Below are 22,815 nucleotides of genomic sequence, written 5' to 3'. Positions count from 1 at the left end.
ATTTAAAGGTCAAAAATGAGTTGGTTTTTTACCAAATCCTCAAAGGTTTCTCTTTTTCGAATGAGGTGTGCTTTGTCTTTATGCCATAATACTTCAGCTGGGCGGTACCGAGAATTGTAATTACTTGCCATGGTAAAACAATAGGCTCCAGCATTGCTAAAAGATAAAATATCCCCTTCCCTAATTTCAGAAATACGGCGGTTATTGGCGAAGGTATCGGTTTCACAAATATAACCTACCACGCTGTAAAAACGTTCCTTTCCATTAGGGTTACTTATGTTCTCAATTTCGTGCTGACTCCCATAAAGCATAGGGCGAATTAAGTGATTAAAACCACTGTCTACTTGTGCAAAAACAGTTGAAGTAGTTTGCTTTACCACATTTACTTTTACTAAAAACTTTCCAGCTTCACTAACCAAAAATTTACCTGGCTCAAAGGCTAGCGTCAACTCTTTACCATAATTTTTGCAAAATAAATTGAATCGTTCTGTGAGTTTTTCGCCAAATTCTTCTATGTTGGTCTCGATATCTCCAGCCTTGTATGGGACCTTAAATCCGCTTCCAAAATCAATAAATTCGAGGTTTTTAAAATTTTTGGCGGCTTCAAATAAAATTTCCGAAGCGTATAAAAACACATCAATGTCTAAAATATCACTACCTGTATGCATGTGAATACCGTTAATAGTCATTTTGGTATTTTCCACAATTCTTTTTATATGTGGCATTTGATGGATGGAAATTCCAAATTTACTGTCAATATGACCAACAGAGATATTGGTATTTCCACCCGCCATCACATGCGGATTAACACGAATACACACGGGAGTTTTAGGATGCCGTGTCCCAAATTGTTCCAAAATGGAAAGATTGTCAATATTTATTTGAACCCCTAACTGCGCTGCTTTTTCAATTTCTTCAAGAGAAACTCCGTTGGGGGTATAGATAATTTTTTCAGCAGGAACACCTGCATCCAAAGCCAATTTTACTTCCTGTATTGAAACAGTATCCATACCCGCTCCAAAAGAATGCAATAATTTAAGCACCGAAATATTTGAGAGTGCTTTAACAGCATAATTAATCTTTACCTTTTTTACTTTCGAAAAAGCACTACTTAAACGTTTATACTGAGCTTCCATTTTTGAAGCGTCATATACATAAATGGGGCTTTCATATTCCCTAACAATAGATAAAAGGTCTTGATGAGTCATTTTCTTTTTAATTAATGTGTAAAAATAAGTAGGATGAAATAAAATTTCCCTCTAAAAATCAGAAACTTCTTCTATCCCTTTCATAAATCTGAAAACATACCACAATTCACAGCAACATTTATTACTTTTGTGGTTCTGAAAAAACAGATCAAAAATGAATTTACACGAATACCAAGGAAAAGAAATATTAAGTAGTTTTGGCGTAGCAATTCAAAGAGGTGTGGTTGCTCAAACTCCCGAGGAAGCTGTTGTGGCGGCAAGAAAACTAACTGAAGAAACAGGTACAAGTTGGCACGTAATAAAAGCACAGGTACATGCAGGCGGACGTGGAAAAGGAGGCGGTGTTAAACTTGCTAAAAGCCTTGAAGAAGTAGAAAAACTTTCGGGTCAGATTATAGGGATGAACCTTATTACCCCACAAACAAGCGCCGAGGGGAAAAAAGTGCATCAAGTATTAATTGCCGAAGATGTATATTATCCAGGCGACAACGAGCCAGAAGAGTACTATATGAGCGTGTTGTTAAATCGCGCTACTGGAAAGAATATGATTATGTATTCTACCGAAGGCGGAATGGATATTGAAGCGGTGGCCGAAAAAACACCTCATTTAATTTTTACTGAAGAAATAGACCCTACGCAAGGATTATTGCCTTTTCAGGCTAGAAAAGTGGCTTTTAATTTAGGACTAAGTGGACAAGCTTTTAAAGAAATGACCAAGTTTGTTACAGCACTTTATAAAGCCTATACCGAAGCGGACGCTTCTTTATTCGAAATAAATCCCGTGTTAAAAACTAGTGATGATAAAGTAATTGCGGTAGACGCGAAAGTAACCTTAGATGATAATGCGTTGTTCCGACATAAGGATTATGCGTATATGCGTGATTTGCGCGAAGAAAATCCTATTGAAGTCGAAGCTAAAGAGGCGGGATTAAACTATGTAGACCTTGATGGAAATGTAGGTTGTATGGTAAATGGTGCTGGATTAGCTATGGCAACTATGGACTTAATTAAACAAGCGGGTGGAGAACCAGCTAACTTTCTTGACGTGGGAGGAACTGCCGATGCTGAACGCGTCGAAACTGCCTTTAAATTAATTTTAAAGGATCCAAATGTAAAAGCCATATTGGTGAATATTTTTGGAGGAATTGTTCGTTGTGACAGAGTAGCTCAGGGAATTGTGGACGCTTATAAGAATATGGGAACAATCAATGTACCCATTATCGTAAGATTGCAAGGAACCAATGCAGATATCGCCAAAGAATTAATTGATAACAGTGGATTGGACGTACAATCTGCTATTGAGTTTCAAGAAGCAGCAGATAAAGTACAAGCGGTACTTTCATAATAAAAAGGATATTTAATATTGAAGAGCCCCATTTTGGGGCTTTTTTGTAGAAATTAATCAAAATTTACTAGTATTGCAATATGAATAATTCGAACCAAAAATCGTTGCTTAGTGACTTAATCTATATTGCCAATGCTGATGGTAAAATAGATTCTTCAGAATATGATTTTATTCACAGAATTGGTGCTCGTATGGGGTTAACAACTCAAGATATTGATGAATTATTCACTCACCCAGAACCATCTTCTCCTCTTTTTTCAGAAATGGAACGAATCACGCATTTTCATAAGTTACTAATGGTCATGAATGTTGATAAAGTAGCTCATGAGTCAGAAGTGATTGCCCTGCGAAACTTTGGTCTTAAAATGGGCATACGACCCGGTGCAATAGATACTATCTTGATACGAATGAATGAGTATGAAGATAAAATAATCCCTTCTCAAGAGCTTGTAGCGATTTTTCAATCTTACTATAATTAAATTCAAATTCTTTCATTTAGGACAAAATGTCTTGTAATTGCCTGATAAACAAGACAGAATGACTGTTTTTATGATTTGGAACTGCATTTGCATATAGAATGTTAAAAAGTGTAATCCAAACAATAAAAAGTCATGAAAATAGTTAGAAAAAGTAACCCATGGTTGCCAAGCATAATGGATGAATTATTTCCTGAAAACAGGTTAGATTCAATTAATTATGAAAGATTTAGCATTCCTTTAGTTAATATTAAGGAAGATTTTTCGACCTTTGTAATCGAATTAGCGGTACCGGGTTTGAAAAAAGAAGATATTGCTATAGAAGTTGAAAAAAACCTACTTAAAGTTTCTTCAAAAAAGACTTCGGAAGAAGAAAACACAGAAGATAAGGAAGGTGTAAAATTTACTCATAAAGAGTTCAACTTTTCAAGTTTTGAAAGATCGTTTACACTTCCAGAACTCATAAATGTGGATAAAATCCAAGCAAATTATGACCACGGAATAGTAAGCATTGCGCTTCCTAAAGTAGAAGAAGCAAAAAATATTAAACGCATGGTTGAGATTTCATAATTGAAATTAAATTTGGTTAGTTAGTTGAAAAGACCGCGCACTCCTCAATCGGTGCGCGGTTATTTTTTTTATCGATTTCTCCGTTTTCCCTGCGTCTTTTTTTCTTGTACATCTACAAAGGAACTATTTTCCGAATCCTTAATAGAATCCCGAAGTCCTTTAAGTTCTTCTTTTGTTAAGTCACGCCATTTTCCAACGGGTAAATTTCCTAATTTAATATTCATAATACGAATACGTTGTAACGAAACTACTTCGTATTCCAGATATTCACACATGCGTCTAATTTGACGATTCAATCCTTGAACTAATACAATCCGAAACACAAACCGACTTATTTTTTCTACAGTACATTTTTTTGTTACTGTTTCCAATTCTTCCAAATAAATTCCATTGCGCATTCGGTTGATAAAATCATCGGTAATGGGTCGATCTACTTTTACGATGTATTCCTTTTCGTGGTCATTGCCAGCCCGAAGTATTTTGTTAACGATATCACCGTCATTCGTCATTAAAAGCAAGCCTTCACTGGGTTTGTCTAGCCTTCCAATGTGGAAAATACGTTCTTTGTGATTGATAAAATCAACGACATTTCCTTTTACTCGAGTATCGGTTGTACACGTAATGCCCACAGGTTTATTGAGAGCGATATACACCAAATTGTCATTTTCGGTGATGAGTTTTCCCTCTACTCGAATCTCATCACCTGGCATCGCGCGGTCGCCCAAGGTAGCGACTTCACCATTGACAGTTACTAACCCCTTTTCAATATAGGTGTCGGCTTGACGGCGAGAGCAAAATCCGCTATCGCTAATGGCTTTATTAAGTCGTGTTGAATCTGGATGATGTGCCATTAATTATTTTTTATAAATTGAATTACGGAATCTGGGTGATCGGTAAAAACTCCGTCAACATTATGCTTAAACAGGACTTCTTTTAATACTTCGGAAAAAGTTCCCCCCGTTGGCAAGTCATCTTTTCGAAGGGTGTAGGCGTGTACCATTAAGTTATTGTCTTTAGCCAATTGCATCAAGTTTCCATCGTTAAGCAAGTTTATCCAAGGTCCTATTCCGTCTGCATATTCAGCAAATTGTGGAATAAATGGAATCTCATTTTCAAACTCCATCAATTGCACGAGAAATAAGTCGCTTTTTAATTCCTTGCGAATACGCTGTAATTCCGAAGCATCAAAACACTGCAATATACAAGGGTCTTTTTTGGTTGTATAGCCATAATCCGAAAGTACTTTCAGAACTATTTCTGAAATTTCTTTTCCTTCCTTTCGGTGGAAGGCAGGTTCTTTTATTTCAGGATAGATACCAATGTTGTTACCCGTACTTTTATTCAGACCTTGAATCAATTCAATTTCTTCTTGAAAGGAATGCAGTCCAAATCGTGATTTCCCTTTTGGAAAGCGCTTCGGAAACACAATTTCTCCTGTTTCCAAGTTAAATCGCTCCACCACACTGAGTGTTTTTAATTCTTCAAAAGTGAAATCGATGACGTAATAGCGTCCGTCTTTGCGTTTTCTGTTAGGAAATAGTTCAGCAATATTGGTTACTGCATCCAAATGGATATCGTGAATCACGATAGGCACATCGTCTTTGCTTAACACCACATCTTGCTCCAAATAATCAGGATGCATCGCATACGCCATGGCTTTGGCTGGTAGGGTATGCTCGGGAAGATATCCCGAGGCACCTCGATGCGCTATGACGATTTTAGCATCCATAGTTGAGCTTTTTTGTGGCGGTTGACAATTTCAAAGACTAAAGGTAAGCAAAGTTAAAACGAGTTGCTTTATGCCAATTCCTGCAATTGCTTTTGAAATGATTTTATCTTATCTCGAAGCTTGGCAGCCATCATAAAATCTAGGTCTTTAGCAGCTTTCTCCATTTCCTTTCTCGTGTCACGGATTTTCTTTTCAATCTGAGGTTTGGTTAAGTATTTCGCATTTTCTTCCGCAGCTAAAATTTCGGCAGTGTCAAAAGTATAGGCATCGGTTTTCTTTTTGGTCAAAGAATTTTCCAATGACTTTATAATAGCGGTTGGTGTAATATTGTTTGCTTTGTTATACGCTATTTGCTTGCTTCGGCGGTATTCCGTACCGTCGATGGTTGCTTGCATACTTTTGGTAATTTTATCGGCATACATGATGGCTTTTCCGTTGAGGTGACGTGCTGCACGACCTACCGTTTGCGTAAGGGATCGGGCACTGCGTAAAAAGCCTTCTTTATCGGCATCAAGGATTGCCACCAGTGACACTTCGGGCAAGTCTAACCCTTCACGTAGGAGATTAACACCCACCAAAACATCAAATAACCCAAGGCGTAAATCCTGCATAATTTCGACTCGTTCTAGGGTATCCACATCGCTGTGAATATAGCGACAACGAATGTTAATACGGGCCATATACTTGGTTAATTCTTCTGCCATTCGCTTGGTAAGCGTGGTGACCAACACACGTTCGTCTTTTTCAACGCGTAACTGAATTTCCTCCAGTAAATCATCAATCTGATTCAAACTTGGGCGTACTTCAATCGGTGGGTCTAATAAGCCCGTAGGGCGAATGACTTGCTCCACATACACACCGCCACTTTGTTCCAATTCGTAATCGGCGGGGGTGGCGCTTACATAGATTACCTGATGGAGCATGGAAGTAAATTCTTCAAATTTTAAAGGCCTATTATCCATAGCAGCAGGCAATCGGAAACCGTATTCAACCAAGTTTTCTTTACGGCTACGGTCACCGCCATACATGGCACCCACCTGCGGAATGGATACGTGACTTTCGTCCACAATCATTAAAAAATCCTTAGGGAAGAAATCCAATAAGCAGAACGGACGCGTTCCCGGTAAACGTTGATCGAGGTAACGCGAATAGTTTTCAATGCCGCTGCAATAGCCCAATTCCTTTATCATTTCAAGGTCAAAGTTGGTGCGTTCCTCAAGGCGTTTTGCTTCGAGGTGTTTTCCGATTTCCTTAAAATATTCTACTTGTTTCAGTAAATCGTCTTGAATGTCTTTAATGGCATTCTGCAATACGTCCTGCGAGGTCACAAACATATTGGCTGGGTAGATATTGAGTTGCTCGTATTTTTCAATAATCTCGTTCGTGAGGGGGTCGAAAGCTTCAATGTCTTCAATTTCATCGCCAAAAAAGTGAATTCTGAAAGCATTATCGGCATACCCCGGATACACATCTACGGTATCCCCTTTAATTCGGAAGCGCCCATTGTGGAAATCAAGTTCGGTGCGAGAATACAGCCCTTGTACGAGTTGATGCAGCAACTTGGTGCGAGAAATAATCTGCCCTTTGTGGAGTTCGATAATGTTTTTCTGAAACTCCACAGGATTCCCGATACCGTATAAACACGACACCGAAGCGACTACCAAGACATCACGTCGCCCCGAAAGGAGGGAAGAGGTAGTACTCAATCGCATTTTCTCTATTTCCTCATTGATGGAAAGGTCTTTTTCAATATACACACCACTGCTGGGGATGTATGCTTCTGGCTGGTAGTAATCGTAATAAGATACAAAGTACTCTACAGCATTATGAGGAAAAAACTGCTTAAACTCACTGTATAATTGTGCCGCGAGGGTTTTGTTGTGCGCGAGTACCAAGGTAGGGCGTTGCACTTCCTGTACTACATTCGCTATTGTAAAGGTTTTTCCACTACCCGTAACTCCCAAAAGGGTTTGGTGTTCCTCGCCATTTTTAAGTCCTACGACCAGTTGTTTAATGGCTTCGGGTTGGTCTCCCGTAGGAGTAAAATCGCTTACAATTTGGAATTTCATTCATCTTTTTTAGGACTTACAAAGGTACGAAAATTAGTGGTGTACTTACACTGGACTTACACTGGACTTACACTGGACTTACACTGGACTTTGACTGGGCTTTGACTGGGACTAGACTGGGCTTAGCTATGGAGTAGGTTTTTCTATTTTCTTTTTTGTATTGCCTAGAAAAAAGTGTATCATTAATTTTTTATTTGTTCATTTTTGTCTTGACACACAAGCGAGCGTACATAGATATGTATGCGAAGATTGCAAGCGTAGCTTGAACCAAACCTGCCTGCCGGCAGGCAGGAAAGTCAAGAAGGACTTGAGGGAATTGTTGTATTGCAACACCGTTTGCTCCTGCGCTACATGCTCTCTTTTTTCTTCGAAAAACGCACTTTCGCTTGGCGCTACACTATTCCTAGAAGTCCTTCAGGTTACCATTCAAAATTGTAACTCTATGCTATTCACTTTTGGAAGATTTAAGTACTGGATAACCGATGTTGAATTGTAGGAACGTTGTTGCCAGACAATTATGCTATTTTCCGTCCTTTAATTCCACTGGCACAACCATAAAAATATTCTATATATTCAACTTCAAATTTTAGATTATTAAAAATTTGATAGACATTTTTTGAGTTACCAAATTCTGCTGTGTAAACTCCTAGCATTTTGTATGTCTCTGGACTTCCAAGAAATAATTTTCCTATAATGGGAATCACATGTTTCAAGTAAAACATAAAAAATGGTTTTAGAAATGTACTATTGGGAACAGAAACCTCAATAAGTGAAAATTTCCCGTTTGGTTTAAGTATTCGGTTAATTTCGATTTCCAATTTTTTAAGTTGTTCATCATTAAAGGTTTTTAATCCAAATCCAGATACGATAAAATCGGCAGTTTCATTCGCTATCGAGTTTTCAAAAACGTTTTCTTTAAGAATTTCAATGGTTGATTTTTTGAACTTCTTACTGTTTTTTTTGGCACGATTAATCATTTCTGTTGAGAAGTCAAGTCCGATTAGTTTTGCGTCATTGTCCGTTTTTTTTAAAATATGTTTCCAACATTCTCCCATTCCAGTCATTAAATCGACCACTGTTTTTCCTTTGTCGATTTCAATTTCTGCAATGCATTGTCGCCTCCATCTTTCGCTAAATCCAAATGAGGTTATGTAATTCATGTTAGCATACGAACTACTCATTTTGTCAAATAATTTTTCAACAAATTTAGTCTCGTAGATTTCTTTCATACGCTTGTATCGTAGTAATTACAGGGAACGGTTTTGTGCATGATTTCGTTGCGTGTCTCAGCAACTAATTTAGCAAATACAGACCGAATAGAAAATCCACGAAGATTTTCGTAAGTAGGCGAATACTAACAATGAATTATACACGGTGTTGTGCAACGTTTTTCTATTCCACATTCAAAACTTTATATAATATTTTATAAAATTCATTTGGTTGCTCATACATCGGAAAATGTCCACATTCGTTTATCCAATGAATGTTGGCTTTTGGTATATCTTGTTTTAGTTCATACGAAAAGAAGCCAACAACATCTTGCCTTCCAGAAATTATATCGATTTGTCTTTTATAATTATTAAGTGATTTTGAAACATCGTAATTCTTAAATATGTCCTTTATAAGTAAACTTGTTGTTTTACTGTTGTTATCTGAATTGATTTTTTGAAATATGCTATCTGGAATTGGGTTTGCAAAAATGTAAGCTCGTCTCGATAATCTCTCTGCTTCAATTATTTCTAAAGAATCGGCTTGTTTGTTTGCTATAAGTTCACTTAATTGATTCAGGCGTTGTTCTTCTTTTAAACTTCTTGTATGCCTGCGGTTAGTAAACATTACATTAAATCCATTTTCAGCATCTTTATGAGGTCCAGGTGCAACTAAAATTAAATGGTTCACACTATTTGGAAATTCAGAGGCAAAATTCATAGCCAACATTCCGCCCCAAGAATGCCCAAGAATAATAGAGTTTTTAATTTTTAAACTATCCATCAATGTTTTGATGTCTTTAGTTACTGCATTAATATTCACAGTCGTTGAATCAAATGGAATCGGAATTGATTTTCCAGTGCCTCTTTGTTCAAGTAAAATACTTCTGAATTTCGGGCTTATTGTTTCTGCAAGACCTTCTAATTGATTATATGATCTTCCGGGTCCACCAGTCAAAATAATTATTGGCGGTAGCTTTTTAGAACCATATTCGTGATAGTAAAGAAATCCATTTTCATATTTTATAGAATCTGCTATTTGTGCGTTACCATATGAAGTAAACAGCAACGAAAAAGCTGTAAAAAGTAATGTTGAAATGCTGTTTCTAATTTTCATCAGATGTTGTTTTTAATGTTGCACAACTCGTTATATGTTACCTTTTATCATGGTTATCCCGGTGATTAAGGGTGATATCGTAAGTTTTCTATCATGGGTATCCGGTCACCGCACTTTCAAATATAAACAATAATACTTTTTAGCATCTACCCGTAAATACGTATTGGAGCGGGTTAGGCTATAAGCGTCCTAAATACATTTTCCACACAGGCTTGTATCAATTTATCGGTTTGTGCCATGGCTTCTTGTAGGGTCATGGGTTGGTTTACAATGGAGAAGGTAGCGGTTACGCCTAGGTGGTAGAGGTCATCTATGGGCTCCACTTTCCCCGCTATGGCAATGACGGGTACGTGGTGTTTTTTTGCTAAGGCGGCAATGCCTGCAATGGTTTTTCCATAGAGGGTTTGCTGGTCTATTTTGCCTTCGCCTGTAATGACCCAATCGGCATCCTGGATGTGGGTTTCGAGTTGGAGGGTTTCTAAAATTAGGTCAATGCCTCGTTCTAATTGCGCGTTGAAATAGGTAAGGAGTGCGGCACCCATACCGCCTGCTGCGCCACCGCCGGGGATAGTGACTACGTCTTTGTTTAGGTCTTTTTGTATGATGTTTGCGTAGTGGGTTAGGTTGTGGTCTAGCTGTTTTAGCTGTTCTGGGCTTCCGCCTTTTTGTGCACCAAAGACCATAGAAGCACCTTGTGGACCAATTAAGGGATTGGAAACGTCGCACGCGCCTATAAACTCACACTGGGCAATACGGGTGTCCAACTGAGAGCAGTCTATGGTGTGGAGGTTTGCTAAAGCGCCGCCACCTTCGCCAATGTCGTTGCCTTTCGCGTTTAGGAATTTTCCGCCCAAGGCTTTTATCATTCCCATACCGCCATCGTTGGTGGCGCTACCGCCAATTCCTACAATGATTTTGGTACAGCCTTTATCGAGGGCATCTATAATGAGTTGTCCTGTGCCGTAGGTGGAGGTACGCATGGGGTTTTTTTCAGCTTCGGTGAGGAGTTCCAATCCCGAGGCGGTTGCCATTTCTACCACAGCAGTAGTACCGTCGCCAAGGATGCCGTACTGCGCTTGGATGGGGCGGAGGAGTGGGTCTTTTACCGTTACCGTCACCAAGGTTCCATTACGAGCGGGTACCAAGGCTTCGAGGAGTCCTTCGCCGCCATCAGAAATTGGGATTTGTAGTGTCTCTGCCTGAGGTAGTACTTTTTTGATGCCTATGGCGATGTTTTCGGCTACGGCTTTAGCCGAAAGGCTTTCTTTAAAGGAATCTGGTGCTATGACTATTTTCATTGTTTCTTATTTTCATTGGGTTGGTTCGTTTTATACTTTCTTTTGCTTGTCCAAAAGAAAGTACCAAAGAAAAAGACCCCTTCTAAAAAGCTATTTTGTAGAATAATAATACTATGTAAGACATTAAAACTCATCTTATTTAAACGAATATTTGGATTACAGATAATAAAACTATCGCGGTGATGCCTTGAAAGAGGGTGGCGAGGGAATGGCTTTTAAGGGTAGTTTTGGTATCCATCCCAGAAAACTGAGAAACCACCCAAAAGTAGCTATCGTTGATATGAGAAACTGTCATGGCTCCTGCTCCAATTGCAAGAACAGAAAGGGCACGAGATAGTTCACTGTCAAGCCCTAAAGTACCCATCATAGGGGCAATGATGGTTGCCGTGGTAATAATAGAAACCGTAGAGGAACCTTGTGCCGTTTTTAGGATAGCAGCGAGGAGAAAAGGTAAAAAGATACCCACTTCAATACCTGAGAAATTGGCTTCAATGATTTCACCTAAATTTCCTGAACGAAGGATGCTCCCAAAAGCACCTCCTGCTCCTGTAATAAGAATGATGACTCCCGCTTCTTTTAAAGAACTAGATATCCACGTAAGGCGTTCTTTTACAGGGGTGTTTTTGGTTACTAGTTGCACGGCGAAAAGAATACCAATAAACAACGCTGGAAGCGGATGACCAATAAAGGAAAAGATAGTAGCAAGGGTTCCTTCTCCAAAGGGATGAGAAGGATATTGGGCAATGGAGCGAAGAGCAATTAATACAATGGGAATGAGTATGGGTAATAGCACTGCTAGAAATGAAGATTTGCTTTCGGGGATTTCTTCGGATTTAGTAAAGGTTGTTTCTTCGGTTACAGTGAGTTTTTTTCCAGATTTTACAGCCCAAAGATAGCCCACAAAAGCGGTGGGAAGCGCAATGGCAATCCCAAGTAAAATAACCAACCCTAAGTCGGCTTCTAAGGCTGCTGCAGCGGCTAGGGGTCCAGGAGTGGGAGGAATAAAGACGTGAGAAACGTAGAGTCCTGTAGAAAGGGCTACTACAAACACCACCATGGAGATTCCTGTTTTTTTACTGAGTGCCTTGTTTAAGGAGGAAAGGATAATAAACCCCGAATCGCAGAAAACGGGAATGGATACTAAAATTCCTGTGAGGTTCATGGCTAAGGGTGATTTTTTATCGCCAATGAGTTTTAAAATATATTTGGCTATAATGGAAGTCCCACCTGATTTTTCCAAAAAGGTACCAATGACGGCTCCCAACCCTATAATGATCCCTATGCTCGAAAGGGTATTTCCAAAGCCTTCACTGATGGTATTAAGGATGGTCGTTCCGTCTAATCCCATAAAAAACCCCATCATAATCGCGGCAAGAATGAGGGTGATAAAAGGATGTATTTTGAATTTGGCAATGGCAACAACGATAAAAACGAGTACAGCTAAAATGATTAGGAGAAGGTTCATAGGGGGTTGGTTAAGTTACTTGGCATTAAATTAGGTAGTGTTTTTCAGCGATTAGAAAGTTACGTTTTTTTCCGAAACTTGAATTATTTGGATTTCATAGCTATTGCACACTCCCCACGCAACCCTTACCTTTGTGGCTCGTCTATGAGGGGTGAAGAGAAAAGGCGAATATGTATAAATTTATCTAAGACCTAAGACCTAAGACCTAAGACTTAAGACCCATAACCCAAAACCCATAAAGAATGCCTGGATTCGAATTATTTGGAGAAGAAGAACGCAAACATGTAAACGATGTCATGGAAAGTGGTGTATTAATGCGCTACGGATTTGACGGCATGCGAAATAGCCATTGGAAAGCTAAAACGTTTGAAAAAGCGTTTGCAAAACGAATGGGTGCGGAGTATTGCCAATTGGTGTCGAGTGGCACAGCTGCCTTAACGGTGGCGCTGGCTTCGGCTGGAATTGGAGCAGGGGACGAAGTGATTATGCCTACCTTTACTTTTGTGGCCAGTTTTGAATCTATTATGGCATTGGGTGCTGTACCGGTATTAGTAGATATTGACGATACGCTTACGTTAGACCCAAAAGCAGTGGAAGCAGCCATTACTCCTAAAACCAAATGTGTGATGCCCGTACATATGTGCGGTTCTATGGCACGTTTAAAAGAATTAAAAGCTATTTGCGAAAAACACGACCTTATTTTATTAGAAGATGCCTGTCAAGCTTTAGGAGGAACGTATGATGGAAAACCCTTAGGAAGCTATGGAGACTTGGGTTGCTTTTCGTTTGACTTTGTAAAAACCATTACCTGTGGAGAAGGGGGCGGAATTATTACCAATACGAAACAATTTGCTTTAAATGCAGATCAGTATCAGGATCACGGCCACGACCACATTGGGAACGACCGTGGTGCCGAAACCCATCCGCATTTGGGCTATAATTTTAGAATTTCAGAATTGCACGCAGCGGTTGGTTTAGGGCAATTGGAGAAGCTAGATACCTTTTTAGCTATTCAGAAAAAAAACTACACCATTTTACGAAATGAATTATCCAAAGTAGATGGGGTCACTTTTAGAACCGTACCCGAAGGTGGCGAAGAAAATTATTCCTTTTTAAACTTCTTTTTACCTACCCAAGAATTAACTGAAAAAGCCCATAAAGCTTTAGGAGAAGCTGGAGTGGATGCTTGTTTCTATTGGTTTAAAAACAACTGGCACTACATTAATGGCTGGGAGCACCTTCGCCATTTAAAGAGCATGGGTAATCTTCCGCAAGAGATTCAGAATCAGATACAAGATTTAAACAATACTAATTTTTCAAAGAGTGACCTTTGGATGGGGCGCACCATTTCAAGCTTGGTGAAAATTGGTTGGAGTGAAGAGCAGGTTAAGGAAAGGGCTCTTAAAATGAAGTCAGTAATAGAAAATAGTTTATATTCCCATCATAAATCTACTTTATAATATTTTGTAAAGTAATACCTCACTTATGAAAAACAAATTTATTTTCACCATCCTTTTCACTACTATTATACTTATTTATAGTGAAGGAGTCCAATCTCAAACAACAGAAATAAAGGTAATAGATAGTACTTCTGCTAAACCCAATAAATGGAAATTTGGTGTTGGATTTGGACTAAGTTTTATAGGTGGAACCAATATTAGCTTAGCACCCAATATTACGTATCAAGCTAACGAAAAGATTAGTTTTGGTGGTGGTGTGCAGGGAAGTTATACAGCTTTAAAAGATATTCAGAATACCACGACCATTGGAGGTAATGTTATTTTTCAGTACACACCCATTAAGATGTTGACTGCCTTATTGGAGTTTGCCGAATTAAACGTTTCTACCGAAACCGAAACCCCAACAGGAAAAATGAAAAACAACTATTGGGACGCTGCATTATTTCTTGGTGCTGGTATGAACGTAACCGAGAAAATTACCATTGGGGCAAAATATAATGTGCTTTATAATGAAGACGAAAGTGTTTATACAAGTCCTATACTTCCCTTTGTAAATATCTCTTTTTAAAATGAGTGGGTGAAGTAACAATATTAGTTTCGACCCATCAATTCTTTCCTTTTTTCACTATTTCTTTAGTATATTTAGATATAGACTGGAATATTAATGAACTTTTTTAGAATTTTAGGCTTTTTATTATTGCTACCTTTTGTGTTACTGGCACAAAATGTTGAGCCTAAAGACGCCAAGTCTATTTCAAATTTAAAGCAGATTTCTTTTAAAGAATTGACCGTAGAACATGGTTTGTCGCAAAATAGTGTGGTTAGCATTTCTCAAGATTCGATTGGTTATATGTGGTTTGCAACACAAGATGGACTTAATAAATATGACGGAAAATCTTTTACTTTTTACAACAAACAATTTGAAGACGTTACACGGCCTACGTTCAGCAATCTAGGGAAAGTTTACATGGATAGGGGAGGTACATTATGGATTATTGGCAGTGGTGGTACATTGGAAAAGTTTGATAGAGAAAATGAAACTTTTAAGACTTTAAGCGGTATTCCCAGCCCAAGTTGTATTTTTCAGAATAAGAAAAATGATTATTTTATTGGAACCTATGGTGAGGGGCTTTTTACCATATCTAATACTACAAGAGATACAACACAGATATTTAATAAGGAATTGAATGGGCAGGATATTTTTGAATTTCTTGAAATAGACAACACACTTTTTGTAGCAGCTTCAGGTGGGGTATTTAAAATAGGAAACAGTAATATTTCAAAAATTGAAAGTGAGGGCAATGGAGCTCATTTTAGTGCTTTAGCGACATCCAAAGAAAAAAGATTATGGGTTGGTACTTTTGGTTCTGGGCTTTTTTATAAGTTTCCAGATACTGAAATACTACATATAGTGAAGCACCCTAACCTTCCTGAAACGCTAAACATTCAGGATTTATTAATAGATCAATACAATAACTTATGGATTGCTACTTATGGTGATGGGGTGTATGTATATGATTTTACTAATGAGAAGGTTAAGCATTTTTTAGTGAATAATAAAAATGCCTTCGGAATTAGTTATGACGATGTTTTAAGTTTGTATATGGATTATACGGGAACCATTTGGTTAGGAACCGATGGGGGAGGGCTAAGTTATTACGACGAGCATTTGTTTAAGTTTCAGGTTATTACCAATTCACAAACTCCAAATAACGTATTTGTAGACCTTGCCAGAGCTATTACTGTGGATGAGGATCATACTATTTGGATAGGGACTTCAGGAAAGGGACTTTCGGCAGTGAATTTAGAGCAGGAAAAGTACAAAACGTATTCTACAGAAAATTCAAATCTGCGAAGTGATCGTATTATGAGTTTGATGTTTTATCATCATGAATTGTGGATAGGGCATCAAGGGGAGGGATTACAAATTATGAGTGCAAGCGGAAAGATGGAATCTTTCCCTGAAACTTCCAAAATGACTATCTGGAAGATGTATAGGGATCGCGCATCCAATATCTGGTTATGTACTCGCGATCGTGGCTTGGTATTATTTGATAGGAGTCAAGGAATTTTGAAGGAAATAAATTCTGAGAACAGTGCGCTAACTTCTAATAATATTAGAACGATTGAAGAAGGAACCAACAATGATTTATGGATTGGGAGCGAAGACCACGGGCTTTTTTTATGGGATGCTTCCGAAGAAAAAATTGAAAAGATTCATGAGATTCCAGACAAGATAAAATCGCTGTATTTTGAAAATAACAAGCTTTGGATTGGAACCAATGGAAATGGCTTAAAAATGTACAATATTGAGGATAAATCTATTAAAGTTTATACCATTGACCAATGGCTTGCTAATAATGTTATTTATAGTATTTTACCAGATGCACAAGGAAATTTATGGTTAAGTTCTAATAAGGGTATTACCAAATTCAATTTAAAGGAAGCGAATAAGCGCTATATTGAAAATTATACCACGAGTAGTGGATTACAAGCATTGGAGTTTAATACGGGGGCCTACTATAAAGGGGACGATAATCTGCTCTATTTTGGTGGGTTGGAAGGCGTTAATTGGTTTAATCCAAACCAGTTAACACTCAATGCTGCAGCACCAAAAACCGTGATTACTCAGGTTGAGCTCTTTGGTAATAAACAGCCTATGACTCCTAATGCTGTTTTTACTCATGACCAAAACACACTTACTTTTACTTTTGCTGGATTACATTTTTCGCAACCGGAACTAAATCTATATCGGTATCAATTAGTTAATCATGACACAGATTGGACTTTTCCAGATTTTTCTAACATAGCCCACTACACCAATTTACCTCCCAATAATTATACATTTAGGGTGCTATCGAGTAATTATGATGGGGAATGGAATAAAGTCCCTGTAGAATACTCATTTCGCATTTTAAAACCTTGGTATCTTACCAATGTCATGAAGGTGACCTATTTGTTATTGTTGTTGTTACTACTTTATGGTATTTATTGGTATTTAAAGTTTCGATGGGATGTAAAAACGAAATTACAATTAGAACATGCTGAAACCGAACGACTAATAAAACTTAATGAGTTTAAGACAACTCTTTACACTAACATTTCGCATGAATTTAGAACACCCCTAACACTTATCTCTGGTCCTATTGATCATCAATTAACAAAAAGGGAACTGTCTGAAGAAGATAGAAAGGAACTCACTTTAGTAAAACAAAATGCCAATAGGTTGCTCAATCTTGTCAACCAAATGATGGATTTGTCTTTAATAGACTCTGGGCAATTAAAGTTGCAAGTACGTCAAGGTGACTTAATAATATTACTCAAGCAACTAGTGGAGGCATTTAAATATAAAGCGGCGCAAAAACATATTTCTATACAAACTCATTTCCCCTCGGAAGATTTAGCCAATGCTTGGTATGATAAAGATATTATTGAAAAAGTAGTTTCCAATTTATTCTCAAATGCCATTAAATATGCTCCTGAAAACACGGATATTATTCTCGATATTAATAAAAAAGATAACTATTTATTACTATCACTAATTAATAGTTATCAAAAGGTAAACATTACCGATTTAAGTAGGTTGTTTCATCGGTTTTATCAAGACGATACTAATGCGGAGGGAGTTGGTGTAGGGTTAGCCTTAGTCAAGGAATTAATAACTCTTTCTAAGGGAAGCATTATAGCCAATACCGTCGCTAAAGATAAAATTCAGTTTACGGTTACTTTACCCATTGTAAAAAGTGCTTTTGATGATTCAGATATAATACATAATACTAGTGATAAGGTTGTTTTTTCTGAAGTAAAAAGGGATAAAACCACCTCGGTAGGAAAGGCCAAGATTTTAATTGTTGAAGATGATACGGATATTCGAAAATTTGTAGTTTCCATTTTTAAGGACTCTTATGATATTATTGAAGCCTCTAATGGTAAGATAGGAATAGAAAAAGCTTTAAAGCAAATACCAGACCTCATTGTTAGCGATGTCATGATGCCTGTGAAAGATGGAATATCGTTATGTAACGAGTTAAAATACAACGAACTTAGCAGTCATATCCCCATTATTCTATTAACTGCCAAAGTAGGTGAGGAAAACGAAATGATTGGGCTAAAAACAGGAGCCGACGCTTATGTTACTAAACCTTTTAATAGTGAAAACCTAAAGCTAAGGGTGGAAAAGCTTATTGAAAATAGAAGGTTATTGCAGCAAAGATTTAGTAAAGATTTTAGTATCCAACCAGAATTGGCTATAACCTCTACAGAGACTAATTTCCTGAACAAACTTAAGATTATACTGGATGAGGAAATTACACAAACCAGTTTTAATAGCGAGCAATTTGCAACCGCCATGCTTCTAAGCAGAACTCAATTGCATCGTAAGTTAAAGGCTATTTTTAATATGTCTGCTTCAGAGTTTATTAGATCTCAACGATTAAAACTTTCACTCACCCTTTTGAAGGAGTCGGACGCCACAGTTTCAGAAATAGCCTATCAGGTTGGGTTTAATACTCCTTCCTATTTTATTAAATGTTTCAAAGAAGTGTACCATTGCACTCCTCAAGAATTTCAACAACAGTAAGAAATAAAGACAAATCCCCTCTTTGTAATCCTGTCATTTTTATAGCCTTGTAACATATCTTCTATTTTTAAAAACATCTCTTCCATAAAGGCAAGAAGTTACCTTATACTTTTACTTCAATAAAATCGGTGCTTATGTCCAATAACACAAATGGAGACATCCATGAGGAAAAAATTTACCTAAGTATAGACCATTTAAAGAGCGGTACTTACAAGTTAAATATACTGTTGGAAAATAAGATTATTAAATCGATTAAGATTAAAAAATAAATAATTATCGTTATGAAAAAAACATTCATTTTAATCGGCTTTTATTTTATAGCATCTGGTGTGTTTGCCCAAGTAGGAATTGGTAATACGAACCCAAATGCTACTTTGGATATTTCGGCAAGTAATGTTGTAACCCCAGCAAATACAGATGGAATTTTGATTCCAAGAGCGGATGAATTTCCAGCAATAAACCCTGGAGTTGCACAAGATGGGATGATGCTTTTTATGACAGGAAATGGAGCTCCTTCTAAAGGGTTTTATTATTGGGATAACGGAATTTCTACATGGGTATCTGCTACAGGTGTAAATAGGATAAATGACCTAATTGATGGGCGATCTGATATGGACGGAACGAATGACGGTTCTTCAGTTTATCTTGGTATAAATGCAGGAAGTAATGATGACTTATCCAATAACCAAAATGTAGGTGTAGGTTTTGAGTCGTTATTAAGTAATACAAGTGGGTTTTCTAATACTGCAATTGGGTTTCATTCCCTAAGAAGCAATACTTCGGGATCCTCAAATGTTGCACTAGGAACAAGCAGTTTAAATTCAAATACCGTAGGAGTGGGCAATACTGCTTTAGGTAATTATAGTCTGCCTTCTAATACGACTGGAGCTGGAAATATAGGTATTGGTTTAAGCACATTATTTTCAAATACAACTGGGAATTATAATACTGCTATCGCCAATTATAGCATGACATTTAATACGACAGGGTCAAACAATCTCGCTATAGGATATAATAGTCTATTTAATAATACCTGGGGTGGTTTTAATATAGCTTTAAGTACAGGGGCTTTATTTAATAATACGACCGGGAATTATAATATTGCTTCGGGAGCATATAGCTTATCTCAAAATACCAGTGGAGATGATAATATTGGTATTGGTTATTCTTCAATGGAAAACAATACTACTGGTAATGGGTCTATTGCCATTGGAAGGCAAGCTCTTAATCAAAATAGTACAGGTGGGTATAATGTTGCAATTGGTTTTAACGCAGGTTTTAATGAAACTGGTAGTAACAAACTTTATATTGAAAATTCAAATAGTACAACCCCTCTAATTTATGGTGAATTTGATAACGATTTGCTTCGTATAAATGGAACACTCGACATTAATAATGCGTATCAATTTCCAATGGCAGATGGAACTGCAAATCAAGTATTACAAACCGATGGTGCTGGCTCCATAAGTTGGGCATCACCAACTACAGGAGCAGAAAAAATAGATGACCTTACAGATGGTAGATCAGATAATGATGGAACAAATGATGGCTCTTCCATTTTTTTGGGGATAGATGCTGGATTGAATGATGATTTAACAGATAATAGAAACATTGGAATTGGGCGAAGTAGTTTAACAAATAATACCACAGGAAGCGGAAATATAGCAATTGGGGTGGGTAATTTAATTAACAATAGCACTGGAAATAATAATATAGCTATAGGTCAGTATGTTCTCCCTCAAAATAACGGTGATAACAATGTTGCAGTAGGCCCAAACGCAATGTTATTCAACACCACAGGTAACGGAAACACTGCTGTGGGTGGCTTTTCTTTACGTAATAATACAACAGGAGATTTTAATAGCGCATTTGGATTAACTTCTCTTAATCAAAATACCATTGGGGAATATAACAATGGATTTGGATATCAAGCGTTGCGTAATAACACTACTGGTTCCTTTAATGCAGCCTTTGGTTCTCTTTCTTTAAATAACAATACAGTTGGAGTCAATAATATTGCCGTAGGTTATTCTTCTTTGTTCGATAATACTACAGGCGTGGATAACATTGCTTTAGGTGTGAATGCCTTGGCAAATAACATTTCAGGTTTTAGTAATGTCGCGGTTGGGACTAATGCACTTTTAAACACTACCGGAAATGGTAATATAGGAATAGGCTTTTCGGCATTGCGACTAAATACTTCAGCTAATGATAATATTGCAATTGGTTTTGCGGCTTTAGAAAATAATACAACAGGTACGCAAAATATTGCTTTAGGATCGCAAGCACTTGTAAATAATACTATCGGTTTTTTTAATATGGCCTATGGAAGGTATTCTTTAACGGCAAATACAACAGGAGCCGGAAATGTGGCTATGGGACACGGCACCTTAAGAGATAACCTTACAGGAAATGATAATGTCGCCATTGGTGGGAGTGCTGGAGATGGTGTTAATGGAAGTAATAATGTTTTCCTTGGGCAATTAGCGGGTAGTAATGGGACAACCAATACAAACTCAGGAAATGTCCTTTTAGGCTATCGAGCTGGGCAGAACAGTGTTTTAAACAATAGACTATATATCGAGAATTCAAGCAGTACGACCCCACTTATTTACGGTGAATTTGATAATGACTTGGTTAGAATAAATGGAACTTTTGATATTAATAATGCGTATCAATTTCCTACGGTAGATGGTACCGTAAATCAAATACTACAAACAGATGGAGCTGGTGTGCTAACATGGACAACACCTACTTTAGGCGCAGAAAGGATAAATGACTTAATCGATGGAAAAAGTGATAATGATGGAACTGATGATGGGTCTTCTATTTTCTTTGGAATAGGAGCTGGAGCTAATGATGACAGTTCAGACAATTTCAATTTGGGCATCGGTTTTAATGCTTTGATTTCGAATAGTATAGGCGTAGGCAATGTTGCTATAGGGCATTCTAGTTTATACAATACAACTGGTAGTGTTAATATTGGCATTGGATATCGTAGTCTATTTACTAACACTATTGGCTCTTCCAATATTGGTATTGGAGCTTATTCACTTGAAAATAATATTGATGGTAGTGATAATATAGCCGTAGGATATGGCACAATGATTTCAAATACGGACGGCAGTGGCAATATAGCATTAGGTCTTTCTGCTTTATCCGGAAATACATCTGGAAATGATAATACAGCATTGGGAAATGCTGCTCTTTATAATAACACAAGTGGAATAGGAAATACTGCTATTGGCAATAATGCATTATACAACAAGGGTTCAGGAGAAAATAATGTAGCTGTTGGTAATTTGTCTTTAGCTGCTCTAATCAATGGAGATAGTAATATTGGATTAGGCTATCAGGTTTTAGGCCAAATGGCAGCAGGACTAGGCAATGTTGCTATTGGAGAAGAAGCAGGTTATCAAAATACAGGCGGAAACCGAAATATTTTTTTAGGTTACAACGCTGGTTATAATGAAACGGGTAGTAATAAACTATACATTGAAAACTCTAATGTAAATGCCAATAATGCGCTTATCTATGGAGAATTCGATAACAATTTATTGCGCTTTAATGCCGATGTTGAAGTGAATACAGGCTCTTTAAATGTAGATTCTGGAACTTTATTTGTAGACGAAGTAAATAATAGGGTTGGTGTGGGTACTATTGCTCCTACACAGCGCTTTTCCGTAAATGGGATGGCAAATCTTAATCAAGGAATTGGTACGGGTGTTGCTTTACAAGTTAATGGTAGTGAAGCTTTGTGGTATAATGGCACCTACTTTAGTTGGGGTTTTGGAGCATCAGCTAACTTTTTTGCCGATCCTATTGGTATTGGTCTTTCTGCCCCAGCGTATCAATTAGAATTGAGTACCAATTCTGCTGCCAAGCCTACTTCTTCAGCTTGGACCGTAACTTCGGATGCTCGATTAAAAACAAATGTTCGTCCTTTTAGTGAAGGACTTTCGGTTGTGGAAAAAATAAATCCCGTTTGGTTTACCTATAATGGTAAAGCGGGAATGCCTACCGATACAGGTGTAGGAACCATTGCTCAAGAATTACAAAAAATAGCTCCTTATATGGTAAAAGATTGGGAATACAAGTCTGAAGATGGAACAAAGTCAGAAACCTATTTAGGAGTAGATTATGGTGCTATGGATTTTGTCTTAATAAACGCAGTAAAGGAACAGCAAGAGATTATCAATACTCAAAATGAAAAAATAGCCACTCTCGAAGATCGATTAAAAAAGGTGGAGGCATTGTTACTTAAAATTGACCCAAACGAAAATTAAGAATA

Annotated in this window: 15 protein-coding genes; 7 read left to right on the top strand and 8 right to left on the bottom strand. The window is 37.5% G+C overall.

The genetic code is table 11. The features are described 5' to 3' along the window. Positions 1-2 precede the first annotated feature (2 nt). Positions 3-1,208, bottom strand: coding sequence for a diaminopimelate decarboxylase (gene lysA / locus KXJ69_RS06900; RefSeq protein WP_219052259.1), 1,206 nt, complete (start codon positions 1,206-1,208; stop codon positions 3-5). 154 nt (positions 1,209-1,362) lie between these two features. Between lysA and sucC the strand changes: the two genes are divergently transcribed. The 3 genes from sucC (at position 1,363) to KXJ69_RS06885 (ending at position 3,599) form a co-directional block, all read left to right on the top strand. Beyond that, the gene (gene sucC, locus KXJ69_RS06895) at positions 1,363-2,553 is read left to right on the top strand and encodes an ADP-forming succinate--CoA ligase subunit beta (RefSeq protein WP_219052258.1); all 1,191 of its coding nucleotides are present in this window, start codon (positions 1,363-1,365) and stop codon (positions 2,551-2,553) included. Positions 2,554-2,633: 80 nt separating this feature from the next. Continuing rightward, the gene (locus KXJ69_RS06890; RefSeq protein WP_219052257.1) at positions 2,634-3,032 is read left to right on the top strand and encodes a tellurite resistance TerB family protein; all 399 of its coding nucleotides are present in this window, start codon (positions 2,634-2,636) and stop codon (positions 3,030-3,032) included. A gap of 132 nt (positions 3,033-3,164) precedes the next feature. Next, entirely contained in the window at positions 3,165-3,599 is a 435-nt protein-coding gene (locus tag KXJ69_RS06885) for an Hsp20/alpha crystallin family protein (protein ID WP_219052256.1), read from the top strand. 68 nt (positions 3,600-3,667) lie between these two features. Here KXJ69_RS06885 and rluF read toward each other — a convergent pair whose 3' ends face one another. From rluF to KXJ69_RS06850, 7 genes are all read right to left on the bottom strand, one after another. Continuing rightward, the gene (rluF, locus tag KXJ69_RS06880; protein WP_219052255.1) at positions 3,668-4,450 is read right to left on the bottom strand and encodes a 23S rRNA pseudouridine(2604) synthase RluF; all 783 of its coding nucleotides are present in this window, start codon (positions 4,448-4,450) and stop codon (positions 3,668-3,670) included. Beyond that, positions 4,450-5,328: a glycerophosphodiester phosphodiesterase gene (glpQ, locus tag KXJ69_RS06875; protein WP_219052254.1), complete on the bottom strand. Its 879-nt coding sequence runs from the start codon at positions 5,326-5,328 to the stop codon at positions 4,450-4,452. The genes rluF and glpQ overlap by 1 nt, the downstream gene beginning before the upstream one ends. Before the next feature lie 68 nt (positions 5,329-5,396). After that, positions 5,397-7,397 (bottom strand): excinuclease ABC subunit UvrB, encoded by a 2,001-nt coding sequence (uvrB, locus tag KXJ69_RS06870; protein WP_219052253.1) that lies wholly within the window; start codon positions 7,395-7,397, stop codon positions 5,397-5,399. Between the two features lie 515 nt (positions 7,398-7,912). Continuing rightward, positions 7,913-8,626 (bottom strand): class I SAM-dependent methyltransferase, encoded by a 714-nt coding sequence (locus KXJ69_RS06865; RefSeq protein WP_219052252.1) that lies wholly within the window; start codon positions 8,624-8,626, stop codon positions 7,913-7,915. Between the two features lie 163 nt (positions 8,627-8,789). Next, positions 8,790-9,722, bottom strand: coding sequence for an alpha/beta fold hydrolase (locus tag KXJ69_RS06860; RefSeq protein WP_219052251.1), 933 nt, complete (start codon positions 9,720-9,722; stop codon positions 8,790-8,792). A 173-nt stretch (positions 9,723-9,895) separates the two neighbouring features. After that, entirely contained in the window at positions 9,896-11,020 is a 1,125-nt protein-coding gene (locus KXJ69_RS06855) for a glycerate kinase (protein WP_219052250.1), read from the bottom strand. Between the two features lie 139 nt (positions 11,021-11,159). Next, a complete protein-coding gene (locus KXJ69_RS06850) occupies positions 11,160-12,485 on the bottom strand; it encodes a GntP family permease (RefSeq protein WP_219052249.1) in 1,326 nt (441 codons plus the stop codon). A 242-nt stretch (positions 12,486-12,727) separates the two neighbouring features. Here KXJ69_RS06850 and KXJ69_RS06845 point away from each other — a divergent pair, with 242 nt between their 5' ends. The 4 genes from KXJ69_RS06845 (at position 12,728) to KXJ69_RS06830 (ending at position 22,810) form a co-directional block, all read left to right on the top strand. Beyond that, entirely contained in the window at positions 12,728-13,945 is a 1,218-nt protein-coding gene (locus tag KXJ69_RS06845; RefSeq protein WP_219052248.1) for a DegT/DnrJ/EryC1/StrS family aminotransferase, read from the top strand. 25 nt (positions 13,946-13,970) lie between these two features. Then, positions 13,971-14,513: an alpha-ketoglutarate decarboxylase gene (locus tag KXJ69_RS06840; RefSeq protein WP_219052247.1), complete on the top strand. Its 543-nt coding sequence runs from the start codon at positions 13,971-13,973 to the stop codon at positions 14,511-14,513. Between the two features lie 96 nt (positions 14,514-14,609). Beyond that, positions 14,610-18,524 (top strand): two-component regulator propeller domain-containing protein, encoded by a 3,915-nt coding sequence (locus tag KXJ69_RS06835; RefSeq protein WP_219052246.1) that lies wholly within the window; start codon positions 14,610-14,612, stop codon positions 18,522-18,524. 281 nt (positions 18,525-18,805) lie between these two features. Beyond that, positions 18,806-22,810: a tail fiber domain-containing protein gene (locus KXJ69_RS06830; protein WP_219052245.1), complete on the top strand. Its 4,005-nt coding sequence runs from the start codon at positions 18,806-18,808 to the stop codon at positions 22,808-22,810. The last annotated feature ends 5 nt before the right edge of the window (positions 22,811-22,815 follow it).

Source organism: Halomarinibacterium sedimenti, from assembly GCF_019312585.1.
GTDB lineage: Bacteria > Bacteroidota > Bacteroidia > Flavobacteriales > Flavobacteriaceae > Halomarinibacterium > Halomarinibacterium sedimenti.
The sequence above is the reverse complement of the archived record's forward strand: the minus strand, read 5'-3'. Positions and strand labels throughout refer to the sequence as shown.